Genomic DNA, 18,321 nt, shown 5'->3' with positions numbered 1-18,321 from the left:
TTAGCCGGGGAACCCCGGCGCAGGTCTGATTACGCCGCATTCCAGCCCGCGACGGCTGTATTGCGTGGCATTCATGAATTTGCGGGTGGCCGGGTGATCGGCCTCCAGCACACCTAGGCTGACAAGAATGGCTGCAATTGCGCATTCGCTGGCGCGGGTGGTGCCATCAGTGATTTTCAGCGCAACACCCATTCGTTTTTTCGGGATGATGGCAATGAACACCGCCTCAGCCCCTGTTTTGATTGCAGCGCGGCCATCCATAGCGCGCATCAGTTCTGTACAGGCGCGGCTTTCGCCCGCCACCAGTTCGGGGTGCTTGATCATGGCCGCCGTAAGCTGTTGCGCTGCGTCGCTGGCACGGTCCGACCGGTCAGCGGCCGAGGCAAACCACGCCATCGAACGTGCCAGTCCCACCAGTGATGTCGCAAAGTTCGGGGCCGAACATCCATCGATTCCATAGGCAGGGCTGGTTTCCCCAGTGGTTTCTTCCAGCGCGGACAGGCAGGCTTGCTGTACGGGGTGGTCGATCTCAAGGTATTCCGGTCCCGCGCCCATGTGCTGTGCAACCGTCAGAAACCCGCAATGTTTGCCCGAGCAATTGTTGTGGATCTGGCAGGGCGTGTCATCGGCAAGGATCAGCCCGTCGCGCGCGGCCATGTCCTGCGGTTCTTGCGGACCGCAGCGCAGATCGTGTTCGGTCAGGCCCAAGTGATCCAGCCAGGCAGTAACCCTGTCGGTATGGATATGTGCGCCGCTATGCGAGGCACAGGCGAGGGCCAGATGCTCGGAGTTCAGGCCATATTTGGCGGCTGCACCCGATGTGATCAGCGGCAGCCCCTGGATCATTTTTGCAGACGACCGAGGGTAAATCACCGCGTCCGGATCGCCCCAGCTGCGTACGATTTGGCCGCTGTCGTCACAGATCACTGCGTGGCCCAGATGCAGGCTTTCCAACAAGGGGCCTCGCCATAGTTCTGTCATTGGTACCGGCTGCGTCATCTGGCCCCTCCATTATATGCGCAAAAATCTGCCAATCGCCCTTTCGCCTGTGGCGAAACCTGCGTTAGTGTGTGTATGTCGACAATCATCGGAATACGCAACTTACAGACGAACCGACAGAGTTCGTATGCGGTCTCGATGGGTATGAGGTATTAGGTCGAGCTAGGAGGCTGGACAGATGGGATTAAAACTCGTCCGCACAATTGCGGGTCTGTGCGTGGCAGGAATGGCCACAACCGCAATCGCTCAGCAGGCGACCAGCACCAATCGGGTTGCTGCGAAGACCGACTGGAGCGTTTTTGTGGAGAAAGATCCCACAGAGTGCTGGAGCGTATCCGCGCCCAAAGAGACTGTGAACACCAAAGGTGGACGCGTGGTTTCGGTGCGCCGCAGCGACATCCTGCTGTTCGTGTTCTACCGCCCGAATGCCGAAGTCAAAGGTCAGGTGACCTTTACCGGCGGCTATCCTTTCGCGGCAGGATCGACGGTCACCCTTGAGATTGACGGCACCGAGTTCGCTTTGATCACCGAAGGTGAATGGGCCTGGCCGGCAACCGAGGGCGAAGACCTGAAGGTCGTCGCAGCGATGAAGCGCGGCACCGAGGCCGTTCTGACCGCCCGGTCCGAGCGCGGAACCCAGACCAAAGACACGTTCTCGCTGTTGGGTTTCAGCGCTGCGATCGAAGACGCCGAAAAGCGCTGCACTCAATAAGCAAGGACAAAAGGTCTACGCAGCCCCGTCATTTGGCGGGGCTTTTTCGTGGGCGATCATACGTGTCATCCGATCTTTACGCTACGTCCACCACCCCAAATTGATCCGCATCAAGGCAAGCGATCCATCTTTCTGAACCAATCAGTTCAAATATATGGAAGGAGCTTATCCATGCTTAACAAACCTCTTGCTGCTGTGTTGGTGGTCGCCGCCGTATTTCTGAGCGCATGTGAAAAAAACAACGAAACTTATCCGGTTTCTGGCGAGCAATGCGGCCCGAAAGACCCCGTGCAAACTTTGGACGCGGATGATTGCGACATCCTGCCAGCAGGAATCTGACATGTTCACCTGACCTGATTCCTCGCAATCGTAATGCAGATAGTTCGGTCGCATCGGTTTGGCCTTTGCGGCCGACTTGCAATTGGGACTATGGCGCAACGCGTGCTACGGTGGCCACATACAAGGGTTCATATGTGGAAACGGATAATGCGTTACGTCTTGATTGCAGTGCTTTTCGCTTCGGCCGCGTGGGCAGATCCCAGCCTGGAATGTTTCGACGCAGGTTCGCAGGTCGAAATCGGAGCCTGCGTTGGGGAGATGGAGAAACGCGTGAATATGGCTGTTGAGACAAGCTATGGCTTCGCCATGCAGTCCGCAGTTGAGTTGGACGAGGTCACAGACCGTGTGGTCGCACAACCGGCACTTGAGGCTGCACAAGAGGCATGGAGAGGATATCGCGATGCGCAATGTGAAGCAGTGGGTGCTTCATACGGCGGCGGCTCTGGCACCGGTATCGCCATCGCGTCTTGTCGCGTCGATCTGGGCCGGGCGCGCGCGGACGAATTGCTGCGCATGGCAAATTAAATGATACGAATTCTTTTGATCTTTGCGCGCGATCCTATATAGAGGCGCATCCCAAGCCCGAATTCGTTGAGATAGCAACATGTCGCCCAAAGCGCCGATCACTCAAGATGTCATGACCATCCCCCGCAAACTGCCCGAGGGGAAGATCAACCTAGTCGGGTTGACCCGTGATCAGTTGCGTGACGCTCTGATCGAACATGGCACGCCGGAAAAGCAGGCCAAGATGCGGACCGGGCAGATCTGGCAGTGGATCTATCAATGGGGCGTGCGCGATTTTGCCGAGATGACCAACCTCGCCAAAGCGTATCGTGCGCAACTGGCTGAGAATTTCGTTGTGGAAATCCCCGAAGTCGTGACTCGGCAGGTGTCCGAAGACGGCACGCGCAAGTACTTGTGCCGCATCGCGGGTGGCCATGAGATCGAGGTTGTCTACATCCCCGAAGAGGATCGCGGGACGCTGTGTATCTCGTCTCAGGTTGGCTGCACGCTTACCTGTTCCTTCTGCCATACGGGCACGCAGAAACTGGTGCGCAACCTGACGGCTGCAGAAATCGTCGGTCAGGTGATGATGGCCCGCGACGATCTGGACGAATGGCCGACCCCTGGTGCGCCAAAGGACGAAACACGCCTGTTGTCGAACATCGTTCTGATGGGCATGGGTGAGCCGCTTTATAACTTCGAAAACGTGCGCGACGCGATGAAGATCGCCATGGACCCCGAAGGCATTTCTCTGTCACGCCGTCGGATCACCCTGTCGACGTCCGGCGTGGTGCCGGAAATTGCGCGCACAGCTGACGAGATCGGCTGCTTGCTGGCGATCTCGTTCCACGCGACAACGGATGAAACCCGCGATTTTCTGGTGCCCATCAACAAGCGCTGGAACATCCAAGAACTGCTGCAGGCATTGGCAAATTATCCCAAGGTGTCCAACTCCGAGCGGATTACTTTTGAATACGTGATGCTGGATGGTGTGAATGATAGCGACGAAGATGCGCATCGTTTGATCGACCACATCAAAAGCCACAACATTCCCGCCAAGATCAACCTGATTCCGTTCAACGAATGGCCCGGCGCGCCTTATAAGCGCAGCTCGAACAACCGCATCCGGGCGTTTGCGAACATCATTTATCAGGCGGGATATGCCTCTCCCATTCGCAAGACGCGTGGCGAGGACATCATGGCAGCTTGCGGTCAGTTGAAATCGGCCACAGAGCGCGCCCGCAAGTCCCGCAAGCAGATCGAAGCCGAAGCGGGATTGCAGAGCTGACAAGCCCAAATTTCGTGCAAACTACGCCAAGAAATTAATTTTCTGGCCGCTGTTATTTGTATGCACAATTTGATATGTTTTGGGGGCTGAAACCGGCTGCCTAGGCCTCACGCTTGCGCACAAAGCAGTGAGAGTCGCATTCCGGTCGTGGCGCGTTTGTTCATGGCCGCTATCATTTTACACGTAACTTGCGGCGTTCAGGCGAACCTTTTGAAACAGGTGGGCCAAATACATGTTTGTACGATTTATAAGACTGTTTCCGACATTTCTTGCGGCTTTGTTTGTGGTGGGGCTTGCTGCGCATCAGGCTGGCGCTCAATCCAGTGGTGAGGATGCTCACCTTGCCATTGAAAATCCTGCCGAGCTGTCCAAAGAAGAAGCTTTGGGCATCTACAAGTCCCTGCAGCGAAGGATGGAGCGTGGCTATGCCGCCGCGCAGTTGGATTTGCTGATGAACTATCAGGCATGGCCGCTGTTCAACGACGCGCCTTACATCTCGGCAACCCATGGGCAGCGCTATGTGAACAGCTATGCCAACCGCATGGCGCACAACTATGGTACTTTGGCCGAGGGTGAAAAGCTGCCGATGGGGTCAGTGCTGGCCAAGGACAGCGTCACGGTCACGGACGAGGGCAACGTCCATCCCGGGGCTTTGTTCGTGATGGAAAAACTCGCCGAAGGCACCAGCCCGGAAACTGCGGACTGGCGCTATATCATGGTCATGCCCGACGGGTCTTTGTTTGGTGACACGATGGGCGCGCGTTCGGACGCTGTCGTCTATTGCCACGATTGTCACGAAGCGGTGGCTGATCGGGATTACACTTTCTTTGTTCCCGAAGAGTATGTTGTCGGCAACTAAGCGCGGGTTACTTGCGACCGAACCGCGCCGTTCCAATTACCTCGATCAATGTCTGACGCACCGGCTCCGGTTGTGTTTCTACCGCATTCAGAACCTCTCGTAACTCGGCCCGAAGGCCGTGCATCTGGTCGATCAGTGAGATCATCATCGACAGCGCATCAGGCTCCATCTCGTATTGGTCGTGCAACTCGCACGCCAGCTCCAACCGCGCCACGTCGAGGGTGTGATACACCAACCCCTGCTCGGTTTGCTCGGGAATGACGATCTCGGCAGCCAGGTATTCGGTCAGCCGGGTCGAGGTCAGGCGGGTGACGGTTGCGATCAGCTGCTCTTCGGTCAGGGTGCGGGTCATGACGGCATTCCTTTCCGTGGATCATAGCTGTGGGTTTCGCGCCATGTCTCCATGAATTGCTTCAACTCGTCATCAATCTGATCGGGCATGGACACGGTCAGTTCGATCAACTGATCGCCGCGATCGGACGAGCCGCGTTTCTTAACTCCCTTGCCACGCAGACGCAGGGTTTTACCGCTGCTGGTGCCGGCTGGAACACTGACATTGACGCCGCCGTCTATGGTGGGGGCAGGAACCTTGCCACCCAGAATGGCCTCATCAATCGTGATGGGCAGAGTAATATGAATGTCATCGCCCTGGCGATCAAAGACTGGGTGTTTAGCCACTGACACAGTGACCAAAGCATCGCCGGGCGGGCCTTCGCCAAAACCCGGGTCGCCTTTGCCGCGCAGGCGGATAGTTTGTCCATTGGTGATGCCCGCAGGAATCTTCACCTCGATCCGGTCACCATCTGGCAGCGTCAGCTTTTGGCTGGCGCCAAACACCGCGTCCAGAAAACTGATCTGCAGATTGTAAGCGCGATTGTGGCCCGGCGCGTGAAATTCGTGCGTGCGCTGCTGGTATCCTCCGCGGCCCCGCATGAATTCGGCAAAGATGTCGGACATGTCATCCGGGTCTGCTGCGCGCCCACGATAAGGGTTCCCGGCGGCCTCGGCATATTCGCGATAATACTGCTGCTGGGGACGTTCCTGACCCGAGGCATCAATTTCGCCACTATCGTAACGCGCGCGTGTATCCGCATCTTTCAGCAGGTCATAAGCCGAAGCGGCGGCCTTGAACTTGGCTTCAGCCTCGTCATCCCCGGGTTTCAGGTCCGGGTGGCACTCTTTGGCGATGCGCCGATAAGCCTTCTTGATCTCGGCGGCGCTGGCGTCTTTGGCGACACCAAGAACGGTATAGGGATCGTCGCTCATCACATCTCTCGTCGATGGGGGTGGGTCTGATCTTTATGAATGTGTTTTATCATGCGATTTCAATGACCCAAAAGGAAGTGGCTTTTGAAACCGCTCGCAAATTCCTTCGAGTCTGTTAACATCTGCATGTTTCTAATTGATCATTCACGGAGAACCCCATGACGCGCAGAATAAAATCCGCACTGGCCCTGTTGGCCGGGAATGCCATCGGGTTGTTGCTTGCGACGCTGTTGTTGTCGGGGTTTGCGATCAAACCGATATCATTCATCGTCGTGGTGATCGTGTTCACTCTGGTGCAGGTCGTGGCCGAGCCGCTGATCCTGAAACTGGGTGAGAAAAAAGCCCCCTCGATCAAAGGTGGGATTGCTTTGATCGTAACGTTTGTCGGTCTGTTGGTGACGGATCTGATTACGGCAGGGCTGACCGTTGGCGGCGTTGCCAATCTGTTAGCAGCGACCCTGCTCGTTTGGCTGGGCGCGTTGATCGCCAGCGTTCTGCTGCCGATCTATGTGTTCACCGAATTGCGCGAGCCCAAGAAATAATCAAAGCCCGTTCAGGCTGGTTTCAATCGCCTGCCACAGTTCATCCGCCGGTTCACAGCCGACAGACAAGCGGATAAAGGCCGGATCGACGTCATCGCCCCAGCGTGCGCGTCGTTCAGCAGAACTATGAACGCCGCCAAACGATGTGGCCGGTCGCAGCATCGGGCAGGTGTTGATAAAAGTTTCGGCCTTTTCCTCGGCCTCTAACGTGATCGACAACAAGAACCCAAACCGGGACGTCTGCGCCTTGGCCAGAGCATAGGACGGGTCTTCCGACAGGCCGGGATAGCGGATCTGTTTCACGGCCTCATGTTCTGCCAACCGTTCCGCGAGCACTTGCGCTGATGCACACATCCGGTCGAAACGAACGTCCAGCGTTTCCAACCCGCGATGCAGCAGCCATGCCTCATGCGGGCCGGGGATCGCGCCGGAAACGCGCCGCCATTCCTCGACCCGTTCCATGATTTGCGCGTTGCGGCTGGCGACATGACCCATTAGCAGGTCCGAATGCCCGCCCATAGCCTTGGTGTCGGAGGCCACCACCACGTCGATGCCCATATCCAACGGGCGTTGACCCAGTGGGGTCATCGTTGTGTTGTCTGCAATCGTTAGACCGCCCGCCGTGCGAACGGCAGTGGCGATCGCAGGCAGGTCCATCATATCCAGACCGGGGTTCGAGGGGCTTTCCAAAAAGACCACGTCGAAGCCGTCAAACCCGCCCTCTGCGAACGCTGTCGTCGGACGCTCGGTAACCGAGACGCCCAGATTGGACAGGAACCGATCGGCCAGCAGTCGTGTGACATAATACCCGTCCGACGGAATCAGGATATGGGATCCGGCTTTGACCGTCGCGAACAAAGCGGCAGAAATCGCCCCCATGCCCGAAGGAAAGGTCAGACAGGGCGCGTCTTCCAAATGGGACAGCACGTGTTCCAGATGCACCCAGGTCGGGTTGTCGACCCGACCATAGGTCGGATGCCCGTCCGGTACGCCGGGCAGATGGTACATACTGCTTTGCGTCAGCGGCAGGGCCACCGGATCGCCCTTGTTCAGTGCGTTCCCGCGCAAGTGCAACATCTCACCGGTCTTAGGCGGCTTCATGTTTCAGCGCCCCGGAATTTCGTCGCGGGGTGGGGCCGGTTCCCAGTTATCGATAATGTCGACCGCCTCTTGTGCGGTATCGACAAAGCGGAACAGATCGAGATCCTCGTCCGAGATGGTCCCCGCATCGGCCAGCGCCTCCCAATTGATGACTTTTTCCCAGAATTCGCGACCGAACAGCAGGAAGGGCACACGCTCCATCCGGCCAGTCTGGATCAACGTCAGCGACTCGAACAGCTCGTCCATCGTGCCGAAGCCGCCGGGGAAGATGGTGATTGCGCGGGCGCGCATCAGGAAATGCATCTTGCGAATGGCGAAATAGTGGAAATTAAAGCTGAGATCGGGCGTTACATACAGGTTCGGCGCCTGCTCGTGCGGCAGCACAATGTTCAGGCCAATCGAACAACCGCCAGCATCCTGGGCACCGCGATTTCCGGCCTCCATCACGCCGGGGCCACCGCCGGTGACGATCACGTTCTCGCGGCAGCCGGTTTCATTGGATTTTTCGGTCATCAGACGGGCGAATTCCCGCGCTTCGTCGTAATATTGCGACAGGTTGGCCAGCGTCTGGGTTCGCGCAGTGTGTTTCTGCGACGGCTCAGGAATGCGTGCGCCACCGAACATGACGATGGTCGAGGTGATCTCACGTTCGGTCATGATCATCTCGGGCTTCAGCAACTCCAGCTGCAAACGCACGGGGCGTAGCTCATCCCGACACAGGAAATCATCGTCTGCAAAGGCAAGGCGATAGGCGGGTGAGCGCGTCTGCGGCGTGTCCGGCACCTCGCTCGCGGTCGAGCGGTCAGTCTGGGCGTCGCGGAAAGGGCTGAGGCGGTCTTCTCTCATGGGTGATGGTTCCCTGCTTGCGTGTTCATAAAACAGCTATAGGGTTCGCAGGCAGAGTGCCAGTCACGGAAGAACAAGAATGAATTGGAAGAGTGAAATTTCCGCCGCCGCCGAACGGATCAATGGGTATGCGCAGGTGACCCCGGTGATTGAAAGCCGCGTGCCCGGATTGGATTATCCGGTCGAAATGAAGCTGGAGCATATGCAGCACACGGGCAGTTTCAAAGCGCGCGGGGCGTTTAATACGCTGCTCAGTTTGGACGTGCCCGAGGCTGGCGTTGTGGCGGCTTCGGGCGGCAATCACGGTGCGGCGGCGGCGTATGCGGCACAAACGCTGGGATATCCGGCCAAGATTTTCGTGCCAGACCTTGCCGGACCATCCAAGATCGCCCTGATTGAACAGACGGGCGCAGATCTGACAGTTGTACAGGGTGAATACGCTAACGCTCTGAGCGAGGCCAAAGCGCATGAGGCTGCGACCGGGGCGATGCAAATCCACGCCTATGATGCACCGGCAACCGTAGCAGGGCAGGGCACGTGTTTTGCCGAATGGGAGGCACAGGGGCTGCAGGCTGACACCGTTCTGGTGGCCGTGGGCGGCGGTGGCCTGATTGGCGGGGCTTTGGGTTGGTTTGATGGGGCACGCAAGATCGTAGCAGTCGAACCGGAAACCTCCTGCGCGCTGAACGCGGCGCTGCAGGCGGGTGAGCCGGTGGATGTTTCTGTATCCGGGGTTGCCGCCAATGCGCTGGGCGCGCGGCGGATCGGAGGGATTTGTTTCGATCTTGCGAAAGGAATGACATCTGTTCTTGTCTCAGACGAGGCGATTACAGCCGGGCAAAAGGCGCTGTGGCAGACCCATCGCATATTGGTCGAACCGGCCGGTGCGACCGCGTTGGCGGCTTTAACCTCAGGTGTTTATAAGCCAGAACCAGACGAACGCGTGGCGGTTCTGGTGTGCGGGGGAAATATTGCGCCGGACCCGTTGATGGAGTGAATTATCGGCTTGTGGAAGGTGGTTAAGGATTTTATCGATAATCTATGACCACTACGATCGCCGACACAATTTACCAAAACCTTAGACAGAAGATTATCACGGGCGAATTGGTTGCCGGTGAAAAGCTACGTCAGGATCACATCGCGCGGGCCTTTGAGACCAGCCATGTACCGGTGCGCGAGGCATTGCTGCGTCTGGAAGCGCACGGGTTGGCCCAAAGTGAGCCGCGCCGCGGTATGCGTGTTTCGGCGCTGGACCCGGCAGAAGTGCGCGAAGTGGTTGAAATGCGCGTTGCGCTGGAATCCCTGGCCTTGCAGCATTCGGTACAGAATATGACGCCTGGCGCGCTTAAAGAGGCGGATGATGCTCGGATCGCCTGTGATGCTGCGCAAACGATGCCCGAGTGGGAAGCGTGCAACCGTACCTTTCATCGCTCGATCCTGACGCCGTGCGGGTTGCCACGCCTACTGCATGCGATTGATGACCTGCATATCGCCGGCGCGCGCCACCTGTTTGCCCATTGGCGCCCCAAGTGGGTACACCGTGCGGATGGTGACCACGCAGCCATCGTTCAAGCGCTCAAGCGCAAGGACGCGGCCACGGCGACGGCCATTCTGACGCGCCATATCCGCCGCGCAAGCTGATCACAGGTCAACCTAGCCGCAAATCGTACCTCCTGCGTCGCATTGCACCGCGAGGTGCAGTTGCGTATAGGCCAAACAAACGTGAACAGATTCTGCAGGGAGCCATCCGATGTCCAACGCGCAACTGGAAACCGCTATCGAAGCCGCCTGGGAGGCGCGCGACACCATTACGCCCGCCACCACCGGCGAACAACGCGAAGCGATCGAGGATACGCTGGCCGCGCTGGACAGCGGTTCGCTGCGGGTTGCTGAAAAGCTGGAAAGCGGTGATTGGCATGTGAACCAGTGGGCCAAGAAGGCAGTTCTGCTGGGCTTTCGCATCAAGGATATGGAAATCCAGACCGGCGGTCCACAGGATGGCGGCTGGTGGGACAAAGTGGACAGCAAGTTCGCCGGCTGGGGTGAAAACCAGTGGCGCGCAGCCGGTTTCCGCGCGGTGCCGAACTGTGTTGTTCGCAAATCGGCCTATGTCGCACCCGGTGTGGTTCTGATGCCGTCCTTCGTGAATTTGGGCGCTTATGTCGACGAAGGCACCATGGTCGACACTTGGGCCACCGTTGGTTCCTGCGCGCAGATTGGTAAGAACGTACACCTGTCAGGCGGTGTTGGCATCGGCGGCGTTCTGGAGCCGATGCAGGCCGGCCCGACCATCATCGAAGACAATTGCTTTATCGGCGCGCGCTCCGAAGTGGTCGAAGGTTGCATCGTGCGCGAAGGCTCGGTTTTGGGAATGGGCGTCTTTATCGGCAAATCCACCAAGATCGTGGATCGCGAAACCGGCGAAGTCACTTATGGCGAAGTTCCACCGTACTCAGTGGTTGTCGCGGGCTCGATGCCGTCCAAGAACAACGTCAACCTGTATTGCGCCGTGATCGTAAAGCGTGTGGACGAGAAGACCCGTTCGAAAACCGGGATTAACGAACTGCTGCGCGACTAAATCAAGTGCGGATTTGAAACGGGGCTGTAGCGTATCTCGCTGCAGCCCTTTTTTTGTTTATCCTTTGACTGGATAGCGGTCGGGTTCCTCAAACACGTCGATCACGCGGCTTCCGGCTTTGATTTTCCCGCCGTGTTCAACACCAGACGGGATCGAATAACTGTCGCCGGGGCGATAGGTCTTAGTTTCTCCGCCGATTGTCAGTTCAACCTCGCCCTCGACCACCGTGCCCCATTGCGCCTTGTGTGAATGCGGTGGCAGTTCGAAATCCTTGAGGAAGGTGAAGAACGCGACCAAACCCGCATCTGACCGGATGACGGCGGTTTGCACCACGTCCTCGGGGAATGGGACGTCGAGGCTGGGGAAGTCTGTAATAAAATTTGGGTAGGCCATGAAAAATCCTTTGCAGTTTGAAATGGGTTTTCGCGGGTACTATGGACGTGCTGGGGGCTTCCCGCAATTCCCGGCTGCTTGACCACGGACAGGCGCGCCGCTATGGCCCCCTGCATGGAAAAGCAAAAGAAACCGTCCCGTCAGCAAGTTTATACATTGCTCGTTCAGATTGGCCGAAAAGAAGGCGACGGTCTGCCCGAAGGTGCGACCGGAGCAGCGCTGATGTGTTTTGCTAGCGGCGTGGATGAGGCTGAAGCGGTGCGTGAAACCGTGGCGATCCTGAAACAGGCCGACACTGCGCCACTGGACGTCACCGGTTATGGAACTCTGGCCGAGCGTGAGGCGCAGGGGCACGACATCGACCCGGACGAACGCGACTTGATGCAGCGGGCCTTGGACGAAAACGCCGTTATCGTGGCGCAAATGACGCCGTTTTTCGGGGATGAAGAACCGGCTTAGTTCCGCACCCCGAACCATTTGCGGTAAATCTCGTCATAGGTGCCGTCTTCGCGCAGCGCAAGCAGAGCCTGGTTCACGTCCTCGACCAATGGCGAGCCGGTTGGGAACGCGATCCCGTAATTCTCTCGCAGAAAAACACCGCCAGTCATCGATGCGATCCGGCGTCCTTCATGCGCCGCGTAATAGGACAGGATCGGCGCGTCAAAGACAACGGCGTCCAACTCCTTATCCTGGAATGCGGTCAGCACATCATCCAGGTTTTCATAACCGGAAAATTCGATCTCGCGCCGGTTCAGGAAGTTTGCGGCAGTTGAGTTCGAGATTGTGCCCACCTGCTTGCCGTAAAGATCGTTGACCGAGTTCACGTTGCCGCTGATGGCATCCACGGTCATGACCGACGTGATGCGCGCTGTGAAGACCGATACGATGAACAGTGAGGACACCACCAGTACCACGCCCAGCAACCGTCCGAACGGAGTGCGCGGCATGCGTTCCTCGAATCCGCCATTGACCACAAGATTCAGCGCCCACCAGAATGACGGGAACCATGCCTCATTCAGCTTACGGTCGAAATAGGGCTGGGCTCGACGCTCAAACCCCCACATCAGCATCCCGCCGCCAAGCAGGATCGCAAAGGCCAGTCCGATGGCGATGAACAATTCAACGGACAGCAAAGCGTGCAGCAGCGATGGTCTGCGCGCTGCATCCGATGGCACCATGATCTGCAGACCGGCCTCGAATATGGGCTGGCTGAAATCCATCTGCGTTTCACGCGCAGCCGTGATCGAGATATTGGCCACAGCCAGGTCCGCGGTTCCTTCCTGCACAGCACCCAGCATATCGCTGAAGGCCTCGACCCTGGTGACCGAGTAGTCCCAATTCAGTGCCTCGGACAAGGCTTGTAGCAGGTCCATTGAAAAACCGGTTTGGGCCCCGTCCTCGACATAGGAAAACGGGGGGCGGGTCACGGTCGTGACCGAAAGCGTCTGCGCCTGGCTTTGCTGTGCAAGAACGGCGAAAGTCAGGCAGATCCAAACGAGAAGCGCACGTATCATCGTCAATTCACCTGTTTCGCGGCCCTCTAACGCAGATTTGAAAGGCACGGCAAGGTGGCCGCAAGGTAAACCGCCATGTTTTATTGGGGTGTCATTTCAAGACTCGCGAAAAAAAGCGCCCGGAATCCGGTGGCGAGGGGTTGGCAATTGGTCCAATTCGTTGAATCTGTGCACGATCCCGCGATTGAACCAACCAAAAGGGCCCAGAAATGACAGATCCGGTGAAGTTGACGGCGGACCTGATCCGTTGCCCATCAGTCACACCTGAGGAAGGTGGCGCGCTTGTGTTGTTGGAGAAGCTTCTGTCTGACGCAGGGTTCGACTGCACCCGCGCGGACCGGGGCGATGTCAGCAATTTGTACGCGCGCTGGGGGCCGAAAGACCATCCGCGCAGCTTTGGGTTCAATGGGCACACTGACGTTGTCCCGGTGGGGGACGAAGCGGCCTGGACGATGCCCCCGTTCGGTGCAGAAATCCGCGAAGGTGTGATGTATGGGCGCGGGGCCACAGACATGAAATCCGGCGTGGCGGCCTTTGCGGCGGCCGCTGTGGATTTCGTGCGCGACACACCCCCGGACGGGGCGATTATTCTTGCGATCACGGGCGATGAGGAGGCGGACGCAGTGGATGGCACCACCGCACTGCTTGACTACATGTCCAAGGCCGGAGAACGCATGTCTGCCTGTTTGGTAGGCGAGCCGACCTGCCCCAACACAATGGGCGAGATGATGAAGATCGGGCGGCGTGGTTCGATGACCGCCTGGTTCACGGTGACCGGTGAGCAGGGGCATTCGGCCTATCCGCACCGGGCCAAAAACCCTCTGCCCGCCATGGCGCGTTTGATGCATCAGCTGGCCAGCCACGAACTGGATCAGGGATCGGACCATTTCGATGCCTCAACCCTGGCCGTTGTGAGTATTGACACGGGCAACGCAGCAACCAACGTGATTCCGGCGCAATGTACCGGAGCCGTGAACATTCGCTTTAACGATCTGCACTCGGGCGCCAGCCTCAGTGAGTGGTTGCAGGCCGAAGCCAAAGCCGTGGCTGAAACCTACGATGTCGCGATCGATGTCCGGATCAAGATCTCAGGCGAGAGCTTTCTGACCCCACCCGGCCCCCTGTCTGATCTGGTCGCGAAAGCGGTCGAGACCGAAACCGGTGTACGCCCCGAGATGTCGACAACAGGTGGCACCTCGGATGCGCGGTTTGTCAAAGACCATTGCCCAGTGGTTGAGTTCGGCCTTGTCGGCAGAACGATGCATCAGGTCGATGAATGCGTCGAGGTGGCGCAGATCGAACAGCTCAAGGCGATCTACACGCGCATCCTTCGGGACTATTTCGCCTGAACCATGCAGCGCACATTGGTCATCATGGTGAAAGAACCTCGCCCGGGTCGGGTCAAGACGCGGCTGGGGCGCGACATCGGCATGGTTGGTGCTGCATGGTGGTTTCGCCATCAGACACGCGCGCTGATCCGGCGTTTGCGGGACCCACGCTGGCAGATTGTGCTTGCCGTCGCCCCGGATCGCGAAGGTCTGACCAGCCGCATCTGGCCCGTTGATCTGCCCCGCGCGGCGCAAGGGCGAGGCGATCTGGGCGACCGCATGGGGCGCATGTTGCGCGGCATGCCGCAGGGACCGGTTTGTCTGATCGGCGCGGACATTCCCGGGATCACATCCCAGCATATCGCACGAGCCTTCAAGGAATTGGGACAGTCGGAATTTGTATTTGGCCCTGCGCCGGACGGTGGCTATTGGTTGGTAGGGGCTCAGCGGTACAAGGCGTTGCCGAAAAGCCTGTTCCGTAATGTACGCTGGTCTACTGAAACTGCGCTGGCTGACACTCTGGCCTCAGTTCCGGGGTGCCGCGTAGGATTGCTGGACCATCTGCGCGACGTTGATACGGTGGCTGACTTGACGCCCTGAACTTTTTGGTCATGACGCGGTCGCATACCCGTGATAGGCCGGAGGTATGACTCGCATACCTACCAAGCAGGAGGTCCTCGATTGGATCTCGGCGAACCCCACCCTGACCTCGAAACGCGATATCGCCAAAGCCTTTGGTATCAAGGGCGCGGATCGGATTGACCTGAAGCGTATCCTCAAAGAGCTAGAGGCCGAAGGGCATCTGGAAAAGCGCAAGCGCAGCTATCGCGACCCGGACCGCCTGCCACCGGTCAGCGTGCTGCAGGTGAAGGCTCCGAATGCGGATGGCGACCTGTTCGCACGGCCCTTGGAATGGCATGGCGAAGGGGTCGAGCCGATCATTCTGCTCATCACCCGTGCCAGCGATCCTGCGCTGGGCGAGGGCGACCGCATTCTGGCCCGCCTCACGGTTGTGCATGAAGAAGACCACAATTACGAAGCACGCCTGATCCGACGTGTCGGGACGAACCCGCGCAAGATCGTGGGCATCTTTCGCAAAGGTGCGGAAGGCGGACGGATCGTGCCCATCGACAAAGCCGGTCAGACCGAATGGCTGGTTGCTGATGGGGCCGTATTGGGTGCCAAGGATGGAGAATTGGTCGAGGCTGAACAGGCTGGGCCAAAGAACCGAATGGGCCTGCCGCGCGCGCGCATTGTGGAACGGCTGGGTGATCCATCGGCGCCCAAGGCTGTGTCACTGATTGCAATTCATCAGCACGGCATTCCGGATGATTTCCCTGACAAGGTGATTGCCGAAGCCGATAAGGCCAAACCTGTCGGGTTGAAAGGCCGCGAAGACCTGCGGGATATGCCTTTGCTGACCATCGACCCATCTGACGCACGGGATCATGACGATGCCTGTTATGCGCATGCCGATGATGACCCCAAGAATCCTGGCGGGCATGTGATCTGGGTCGCCATCGCCGACGTTGCGGCCTATGTGCAGCCCGGTACCGCGCTGGATCGTGAGGCGCGCAAGCGCGGCAACTCCAGCTACTTCCCGGATCGGGTGGTGCCAATGCTACCGGATCGCCTCTCTGGAGACCTGTGTTCGCTGCACGAAGGCGTTCCGCGCGCCTGTATCGCTGTTCGGATGCAGATCGATGCGGATGGAAACAAGATTGCTCATCGCTTTGTACGTGGTCTCATGCGCTCGGCCGCCTCGCTGCACTATGTCGAAGTTCAAGACGCTATCGACGGCAATCCAAACGACCGCACAGGACCTTTGTTAGAGCCTGTGTTGAAGCCGCTCTATGATGCCTATGCCGCGCTTAAGAAAGCACGGGCAGAACGGCAACCGCTGGAACTGGACTTGCCCGAACGCAAGATCGTTCTCAGCAACGCGGGTGAGGTCCAAAGCGTGGCCTTCCGCGACCGCTTGGACGCGCACAAGCTGATCGAGGAGTTCATGATCCTCGCCAATGTCGCCGCCGCCGAGACATTGATCGCCAAGCGACGCCCGTTGCTGTTCCGTGTGCACGAGGAACCGGCGCAAGAAAAGCTGGAAAGCCTGCGGGAAACCGCGCAGGCTGCGGGCCTAAATTTGGCTAAGGGTCAGGTGCTGCAAACCCGGCACCTGAATGCATTGCTGAACGCGGCTGCCGGGACAGAGGATGCAGAGCTGATCAACCTTTCAACTTTGCGCTCAATGGCACAGGCTTATTACAATCCCGAGAATTTCGGCCATTTCGGGTTAGCGTTGCGCAACTATGCGCATTTCACTTCTCCCATTCGTCGTTACGCGGACCTGATCGTGCACCGGGCGTTGATCACGGCGCATGGCTGGGGTGACGACGGGTTGACCGAGGATGAAATCGCGCGGCTCGATGAAACGGCAACGCATATCTCGGACACCGAGCGCCGCTCGATGATGGCCGAGCGGGATACGACGGATCGCTATCTTGCCGCTTATCTGAGCGAGCGTGTGGGCAATGAGTTCAGCGGTCGTATCAGCGGAATTGCCCGGTTCGGTGCATTTGTGAAGATGGACGAAACCGGCGCGGACGGCCTGGTGCCCGTCCGGTCACTGGGGCGCGAGTTTTTCCATTTCGACCGCGAAGCCGGCACGCTGATGGGATCAGACACCGGTTTGATCATCGCCATCGGTCAGCGTGTCACCGTGCGCCTGACCGAGGCCACGCCCGTTACCGGCGGGCTCGAGTTGGAGCTGCTGTCCATCGATGACCAGGCCCTGCCGCGCGGAGGCGGGCCCGCTAAGCGCGGGGGCGCACGGCGCAAGGCGGTCAGCACCAAGCGCAAGAAGGACAAGATCAAGCGCAAGGTTGAACGCAAACGGCGTCAAAGGTGATAGGTCAGCGCCCGTGCGATCAGCCAGCCATGCCGGATTTCATCAATCTGATCCGGGTCATCAAACAGAATGGCCCGGTTGCCATCGATCCGATCTTCGCCCGGAAAAGCGGTGGTGAAATCACCCATCAACCGGCTTTGACAATGCACAAACAGCGCAAAGGATGCCGCTTTGTACCCGCCCAGCCGGATGGTTGACCCTTTGGGCGCCAGATAGGCGGGTTGACCCCACCGCAGTGCTTCATTCAATGGCTGGGCTTTAGGCAAAGTCCCGGCGGTTGAAAACACCAGCTCGCGCAAGACGAGGACACCCGAACGGGTGTCCTTGGGGAACGCTTCAAAGGCGGTTAGCACTGCAGGGTCGTCAAAAGGTGTCATGGCAGCGGTATTGCCTGCTCCATTCGGTCCACGTAGTCGTTGAGCAGCCTATCCTGTTTGATCCGCTGGGTCAGCGGGGTTTCCACCGGTGTTGCGCGCATTGCAGCCAACATGGGCCCAACGCTCATATCTGCTGAGGTTGGCCGGTCGCCCAGAAGGTACGGCGATTGCCACAAATAAGCGGATATCGCTTCAAGGTCCCGCTCCAATCGATCCTGACGCTCAGTGGGAGAGAAGCGGCCGACACCCTGAAACACCAATCCCTGGACGACCTTTTTCCGGATTGAGTTCGACACCGGCGTTCGGATCAACGCAGGAATAACCGAAAAGAAGGTCTTGCGCAGAAATGGCCAAACTTCGTCATTGGCCCATCTGTCCTGGACGACCTGAAAATAGATGTGTTCCTCTGCCAAGCGGATCAGTGTTCGTGCCTGTGCCTTTTGTATGTCGCTTAACCCAGTGTCGAAGTTTGCGCCCTGCGCCTCAAGCCAATCGCGAATTAGATCGCTGTCCGGGACAAGACGCTCTGCCGTGCGCAGAACCGGCAGTTTCTGGTGGGGCATCTTGCGAGGGTCCAACATATCAGACCGCTGCCAACGCTGGCCCGCGTGTTCCAGCATGTAAGCGGCCTTGACGCAAAAAGGGCTGGCGCTGAACAGGCCAAAGGCCGAAGGGTAAATCATAAGGGTCAACATCGGAGGCTCCAAATTCGGGATGCCCGAGGAATAGCTTTGCCTGATGACAGTTTCTGTCATCAGGTTTAGATT

22 protein-coding genes are annotated in these 18,321 nt (G+C 58.4%); 13 read left to right on the top strand and 9 right to left on the bottom strand.

What is annotated here, in order from left to right:
- Positions 1 to 999: an asparaginase gene (locus AC2FD9_RS19190; RefSeq protein WP_496838403.1), complete on the bottom strand. Its 999-nt coding sequence runs from the start codon at positions 997 to 999 to the stop codon at positions 1 to 3.
- A gap of 178 nt (positions 1,000 to 1,177) precedes the next feature.
- Here AC2FD9_RS19190 and AC2FD9_RS19185 point away from each other — a divergent pair, with 178 nt between their 5' ends.
- The 5 genes from AC2FD9_RS19185 (at position 1,178) to AC2FD9_RS19165 (ending at position 4,701) form a co-directional block, all read left to right on the top strand.
- Positions 1,178 to 1,711 (top strand): invasion associated locus B family protein, encoded by a 534-nt coding sequence (locus AC2FD9_RS19185; RefSeq protein WP_058272619.1) that lies wholly within the window; start codon positions 1,178 to 1,180, stop codon positions 1,709 to 1,711.
- A gap of 171 nt (positions 1,712 to 1,882) precedes the next feature.
- On the top strand, positions 1,883 to 2,050 hold the full coding sequence (locus AC2FD9_RS19180; protein ID WP_186437396.1) for a hypothetical protein: 168 nt from the start codon (positions 1,883 to 1,885) through the stop codon (positions 2,048 to 2,050).
- A 147-nt stretch (positions 2,051 to 2,197) separates the two neighbouring features.
- On the top strand, positions 2,198 to 2,575 hold the full coding sequence (locus AC2FD9_RS19175; RefSeq protein ID WP_109310621.1) for a lysozyme inhibitor LprI family protein: 378 nt from the start codon (positions 2,198 to 2,200) through the stop codon (positions 2,573 to 2,575).
- Positions 2,576 to 2,654: 79 nt separating this feature from the next.
- Positions 2,655 to 3,842, top strand: coding sequence for a dual-specificity RNA methyltransferase RlmN (gene rlmN, locus AC2FD9_RS19170; protein WP_496838400.1), 1,188 nt, complete (start codon positions 2,655 to 2,657; stop codon positions 3,840 to 3,842).
- Between the two features lie 232 nt (positions 3,843 to 4,074).
- A complete protein-coding gene (locus tag AC2FD9_RS19165) occupies positions 4,075 to 4,701 on the top strand; it encodes a cytochrome P460 family protein (RefSeq protein ID WP_496721928.1) in 627 nt (208 codons plus the stop codon).
- A gap of 7 nt (positions 4,702 to 4,708) precedes the next feature.
- Here AC2FD9_RS19165 and AC2FD9_RS19160 read toward each other — a convergent pair whose 3' ends face one another.
- Both AC2FD9_RS19160 and AC2FD9_RS19155 read right to left on the bottom strand, forming a co-directional pair.
- The gene (locus AC2FD9_RS19160; RefSeq protein WP_058272615.1) at positions 4,709 to 5,053 is read right to left on the bottom strand and encodes a hypothetical protein; all 345 of its coding nucleotides are present in this window, start codon (positions 5,051 to 5,053) and stop codon (positions 4,709 to 4,711) included.
- On the bottom strand, positions 5,050 to 5,967 hold the full coding sequence (locus tag AC2FD9_RS19155) for a DnaJ C-terminal domain-containing protein (RefSeq protein WP_496838398.1): 918 nt from the start codon (positions 5,965 to 5,967) through the stop codon (positions 5,050 to 5,052). Before AC2FD9_RS19155 ends, AC2FD9_RS19160 begins: the two co-directional genes overlap by 4 nt.
- 158 nt (positions 5,968 to 6,125) lie before the next feature.
- Between AC2FD9_RS19155 and AC2FD9_RS19150 the strand changes: the two genes are divergently transcribed.
- The gene (locus AC2FD9_RS19150; protein WP_058272613.1) at positions 6,126 to 6,509 is read left to right on the top strand and encodes a hypothetical protein; all 384 of its coding nucleotides are present in this window, start codon (positions 6,126 to 6,128) and stop codon (positions 6,507 to 6,509) included.
- Here the strand turns inward: AC2FD9_RS19150 and AC2FD9_RS19145 are convergent, their stop codons facing one another.
- Together AC2FD9_RS19145 and AC2FD9_RS19140 are read right to left on the bottom strand one after the other, a co-directional pair.
- The gene (locus tag AC2FD9_RS19145; RefSeq protein WP_496838396.1) at positions 6,510 to 7,610 is read right to left on the bottom strand and encodes a cystathionine gamma-lyase; all 1,101 of its coding nucleotides are present in this window, start codon (positions 7,608 to 7,610) and stop codon (positions 6,510 to 6,512) included.
- A 3-nt stretch (positions 7,611 to 7,613) separates the two neighbouring features.
- Complete coding sequence (locus AC2FD9_RS19140; protein ID WP_058272611.1) at positions 7,614 to 8,456, bottom strand: LOG family protein; 843 nt, start codon at positions 8,454 to 8,456, stop codon at positions 7,614 to 7,616.
- Between the two features lie 79 nt (positions 8,457 to 8,535).
- On the opposite strand from AC2FD9_RS19140, the gene AC2FD9_RS19135 reads away from it, so the two are divergent.
- The 3 genes from AC2FD9_RS19135 to dapD all read left to right on the top strand — a co-directional run bounded on the left by AC2FD9_RS19135 (position 8,536) and on the right by dapD (position 11,034).
- Positions 8,536 to 9,453, top strand: a complete 918-nt coding sequence (locus tag AC2FD9_RS19135; protein WP_058272610.1) for a threonine/serine dehydratase — start codon at positions 8,536 to 8,538, stop codon at positions 9,451 to 9,453.
- A 44-nt stretch (positions 9,454 to 9,497) separates the two neighbouring features.
- Positions 9,498 to 10,097: a GntR family transcriptional regulator gene (locus AC2FD9_RS19130; protein ID WP_108861081.1), complete on the top strand. Its 600-nt coding sequence runs from the start codon at positions 9,498 to 9,500 to the stop codon at positions 10,095 to 10,097.
- 109 nt (positions 10,098 to 10,206) lie between these two features.
- Positions 10,207 to 11,034, top strand: a complete 828-nt coding sequence (gene dapD, locus AC2FD9_RS19125) for a 2,3,4,5-tetrahydropyridine-2,6-dicarboxylate N-succinyltransferase (RefSeq protein WP_058279709.1) — start codon at positions 10,207 to 10,209, stop codon at positions 11,032 to 11,034.
- Positions 11,035 to 11,091: 57 nt separating this feature from the next.
- Here dapD and AC2FD9_RS19120 read toward each other — a convergent pair whose 3' ends face one another.
- Positions 11,092 to 11,427: a cupin domain-containing protein gene (locus AC2FD9_RS19120; RefSeq protein WP_472724597.1), complete on the bottom strand. Its 336-nt coding sequence runs from the start codon at positions 11,425 to 11,427 to the stop codon at positions 11,092 to 11,094.
- Between the two features lie 114 nt (positions 11,428 to 11,541).
- On the opposite strand from AC2FD9_RS19120, the gene AC2FD9_RS19115 reads away from it, so the two are divergent.
- A complete protein-coding gene (locus tag AC2FD9_RS19115) occupies positions 11,542 to 11,886 on the top strand; it encodes a DUF8846 family protein (RefSeq protein ID WP_058279829.1) in 345 nt (114 codons plus the stop codon).
- Here the strand turns inward: AC2FD9_RS19115 and AC2FD9_RS19110 are convergent.
- Positions 11,883 to 12,941 carry a transporter substrate-binding domain-containing protein gene (locus AC2FD9_RS19110; RefSeq protein ID WP_496735545.1) on the bottom strand — a complete coding sequence of 353 codons (1,059 nt, stop codon included), beginning with the start codon at positions 12,939 to 12,941 and terminating at the stop codon, positions 11,883 to 11,885. The genes AC2FD9_RS19115 and AC2FD9_RS19110 overlap by 4 nt on opposite strands.
- A gap of 209 nt (positions 12,942 to 13,150) precedes the next feature.
- On the opposite strand from AC2FD9_RS19110, the gene dapE reads away from it, so the two are divergent.
- Genes dapE through rnr form a run of 3 tightly spaced genes read left to right on the top strand, consistent with a single transcriptional unit; the run spans position 13,151 to position 17,177 of the window.
- Positions 13,151 to 14,290, top strand: a complete 1,140-nt coding sequence (gene dapE, locus AC2FD9_RS19105; protein ID WP_496735546.1) for a succinyl-diaminopimelate desuccinylase — start codon at positions 13,151 to 13,153, stop codon at positions 14,288 to 14,290.
- Between the two features lie 3 nt (positions 14,291 to 14,293).
- Positions 14,294 to 14,869: a TIGR04282 family arsenosugar biosynthesis glycosyltransferase gene (locus tag AC2FD9_RS19100; protein WP_282152933.1), complete on the top strand. Its 576-nt coding sequence runs from the start codon at positions 14,294 to 14,296 to the stop codon at positions 14,867 to 14,869.
- Positions 14,870 to 14,915: 46 nt separating this feature from the next.
- Positions 14,916 to 17,177, top strand: coding sequence for a ribonuclease R (gene rnr / locus AC2FD9_RS19095; RefSeq protein ID WP_496838393.1), 2,262 nt, complete (start codon positions 14,916 to 14,918; stop codon positions 17,175 to 17,177).
- Here rnr and AC2FD9_RS19090 read toward each other — a convergent pair.
- Both AC2FD9_RS19090 and AC2FD9_RS19085 read right to left on the bottom strand, forming a co-directional pair.
- Positions 17,168 to 17,554 carry a DUF1801 domain-containing protein gene (locus AC2FD9_RS19090; protein ID WP_496838391.1) on the bottom strand — a complete coding sequence of 129 codons (387 nt, stop codon included), beginning with the start codon at positions 17,552 to 17,554 and terminating at the stop codon, positions 17,168 to 17,170. The two genes, rnr and AC2FD9_RS19090, sit on opposite strands and share 10 nt — an antisense overlap.
- The gene (locus AC2FD9_RS19085) at positions 17,551 to 18,309 is read right to left on the bottom strand and encodes a glutathione S-transferase family protein (RefSeq protein ID WP_496838389.1); all 759 of its coding nucleotides are present in this window, start codon (positions 18,307 to 18,309) and stop codon (positions 17,551 to 17,553) included. The genes AC2FD9_RS19090 and AC2FD9_RS19085 overlap by 4 nt, the downstream gene beginning before the upstream one ends.
- Between the last annotated feature and the right edge of the window lie 12 nt (positions 18,310 to 18,321).

Source organism: Ruegeria sp. YTSC230, assembly GCF_059609665.1.
This window is presented reverse-complemented; position numbering and strand designations above follow the sequence as displayed.

What these genes read in the sequence shown, in the direction of transcription:
- dapD (WP_058279709.1), top strand. Translation starts at nt 10,207, where the DNA reads ATGTCCAACGCGCAACTGGAAACCGCTATCGAAGCCGCCTGGGAGGCG.
- AC2FD9_RS19085 (WP_496838389.1), bottom strand. Translation starts at nt 18,309, where the DNA reads ATGACAGAAACTGTCATCAGGCAAAGCTATTCCTCGGGCATCCCGAAT.
- AC2FD9_RS19155 (WP_496838398.1), bottom strand. Translation starts at nt 5,967, where the DNA reads ATGAGCGACGATCCCTATACCGTTCTTGGTGTCGCCAAAGACGCCAGC.
- AC2FD9_RS19115 (WP_058279829.1), top strand. Translation starts at nt 11,542, where the DNA reads ATGGAAAAGCAAAAGAAACCGTCCCGTCAGCAAGTTTATACATTGCTC.
- dapE (WP_496735546.1), top strand. Translation starts at nt 13,151, where the DNA reads ATGACAGATCCGGTGAAGTTGACGGCGGACCTGATCCGTTGCCCATCA.
- AC2FD9_RS19160 (WP_058272615.1), bottom strand. Translation starts at nt 5,053, where the DNA reads ATGACCCGCACCCTGACCGAAGAGCAGCTGATCGCAACCGTCACCCGC.
- AC2FD9_RS19135 (WP_058272610.1), top strand. Translation starts at nt 8,536, where the DNA reads ATGAATTGGAAGAGTGAAATTTCCGCCGCCGCCGAACGGATCAATGGG.
- AC2FD9_RS19150 (WP_058272613.1), top strand. Translation starts at nt 6,126, where the DNA reads ATGACGCGCAGAATAAAATCCGCACTGGCCCTGTTGGCCGGGAATGCC.
- AC2FD9_RS19110 (WP_496735545.1), bottom strand. Translation starts at nt 12,941, where the DNA reads ATGATACGTGCGCTTCTCGTTTGGATCTGCCTGACTTTCGCCGTTCTT.
- AC2FD9_RS19100 (WP_282152933.1), top strand. Translation starts at nt 14,294, where the DNA reads ATGCAGCGCACATTGGTCATCATGGTGAAAGAACCTCGCCCGGGTCGG.
- AC2FD9_RS19120 (WP_472724597.1), bottom strand. Translation starts at nt 11,427, where the DNA reads ATGGCCTACCCAAATTTTATTACAGACTTCCCCAGCCTCGACGTCCCA.
- AC2FD9_RS19190 (WP_496838403.1), bottom strand. Translation starts at nt 999, where the DNA reads ATGACGCAGCCGGTACCAATGACAGAACTATGGCGAGGCCCCTTGTTG.
- rnr (WP_496838393.1), top strand. Translation starts at nt 14,916, where the DNA reads ATGACTCGCATACCTACCAAGCAGGAGGTCCTCGATTGGATCTCGGCG.
- AC2FD9_RS19140 (WP_058272611.1), bottom strand. Translation starts at nt 8,456, where the DNA reads ATGAGAGAAGACCGCCTCAGCCCTTTCCGCGACGCCCAGACTGACCGC.
- AC2FD9_RS19145 (WP_496838396.1), bottom strand. Translation starts at nt 7,610, where the DNA reads ATGAAGCCGCCTAAGACCGGTGAGATGTTGCACTTGCGCGGGAACGCA.
- AC2FD9_RS19180 (WP_186437396.1), top strand. Translation starts at nt 1,883, where the DNA reads ATGCTTAACAAACCTCTTGCTGCTGTGTTGGTGGTCGCCGCCGTATTT.
- AC2FD9_RS19185 (WP_058272619.1), top strand. Translation starts at nt 1,178, where the DNA reads ATGGGATTAAAACTCGTCCGCACAATTGCGGGTCTGTGCGTGGCAGGA.
- AC2FD9_RS19130 (WP_108861081.1), top strand. Translation starts at nt 9,498, where the DNA reads ATGACCACTACGATCGCCGACACAATTTACCAAAACCTTAGACAGAAG.
- AC2FD9_RS19165 (WP_496721928.1), top strand. Translation starts at nt 4,075, where the DNA reads ATGTTTGTACGATTTATAAGACTGTTTCCGACATTTCTTGCGGCTTTG.
- rlmN (WP_496838400.1), top strand. Translation starts at nt 2,655, where the DNA reads ATGTCGCCCAAAGCGCCGATCACTCAAGATGTCATGACCATCCCCCGC.
- AC2FD9_RS19175 (WP_109310621.1), top strand. Translation starts at nt 2,198, where the DNA reads ATGCGTTACGTCTTGATTGCAGTGCTTTTCGCTTCGGCCGCGTGGGCA.
- AC2FD9_RS19090 (WP_496838391.1), bottom strand. Translation starts at nt 17,554, where the DNA reads ATGACACCTTTTGACGACCCTGCAGTGCTAACCGCCTTTGAAGCGTTC.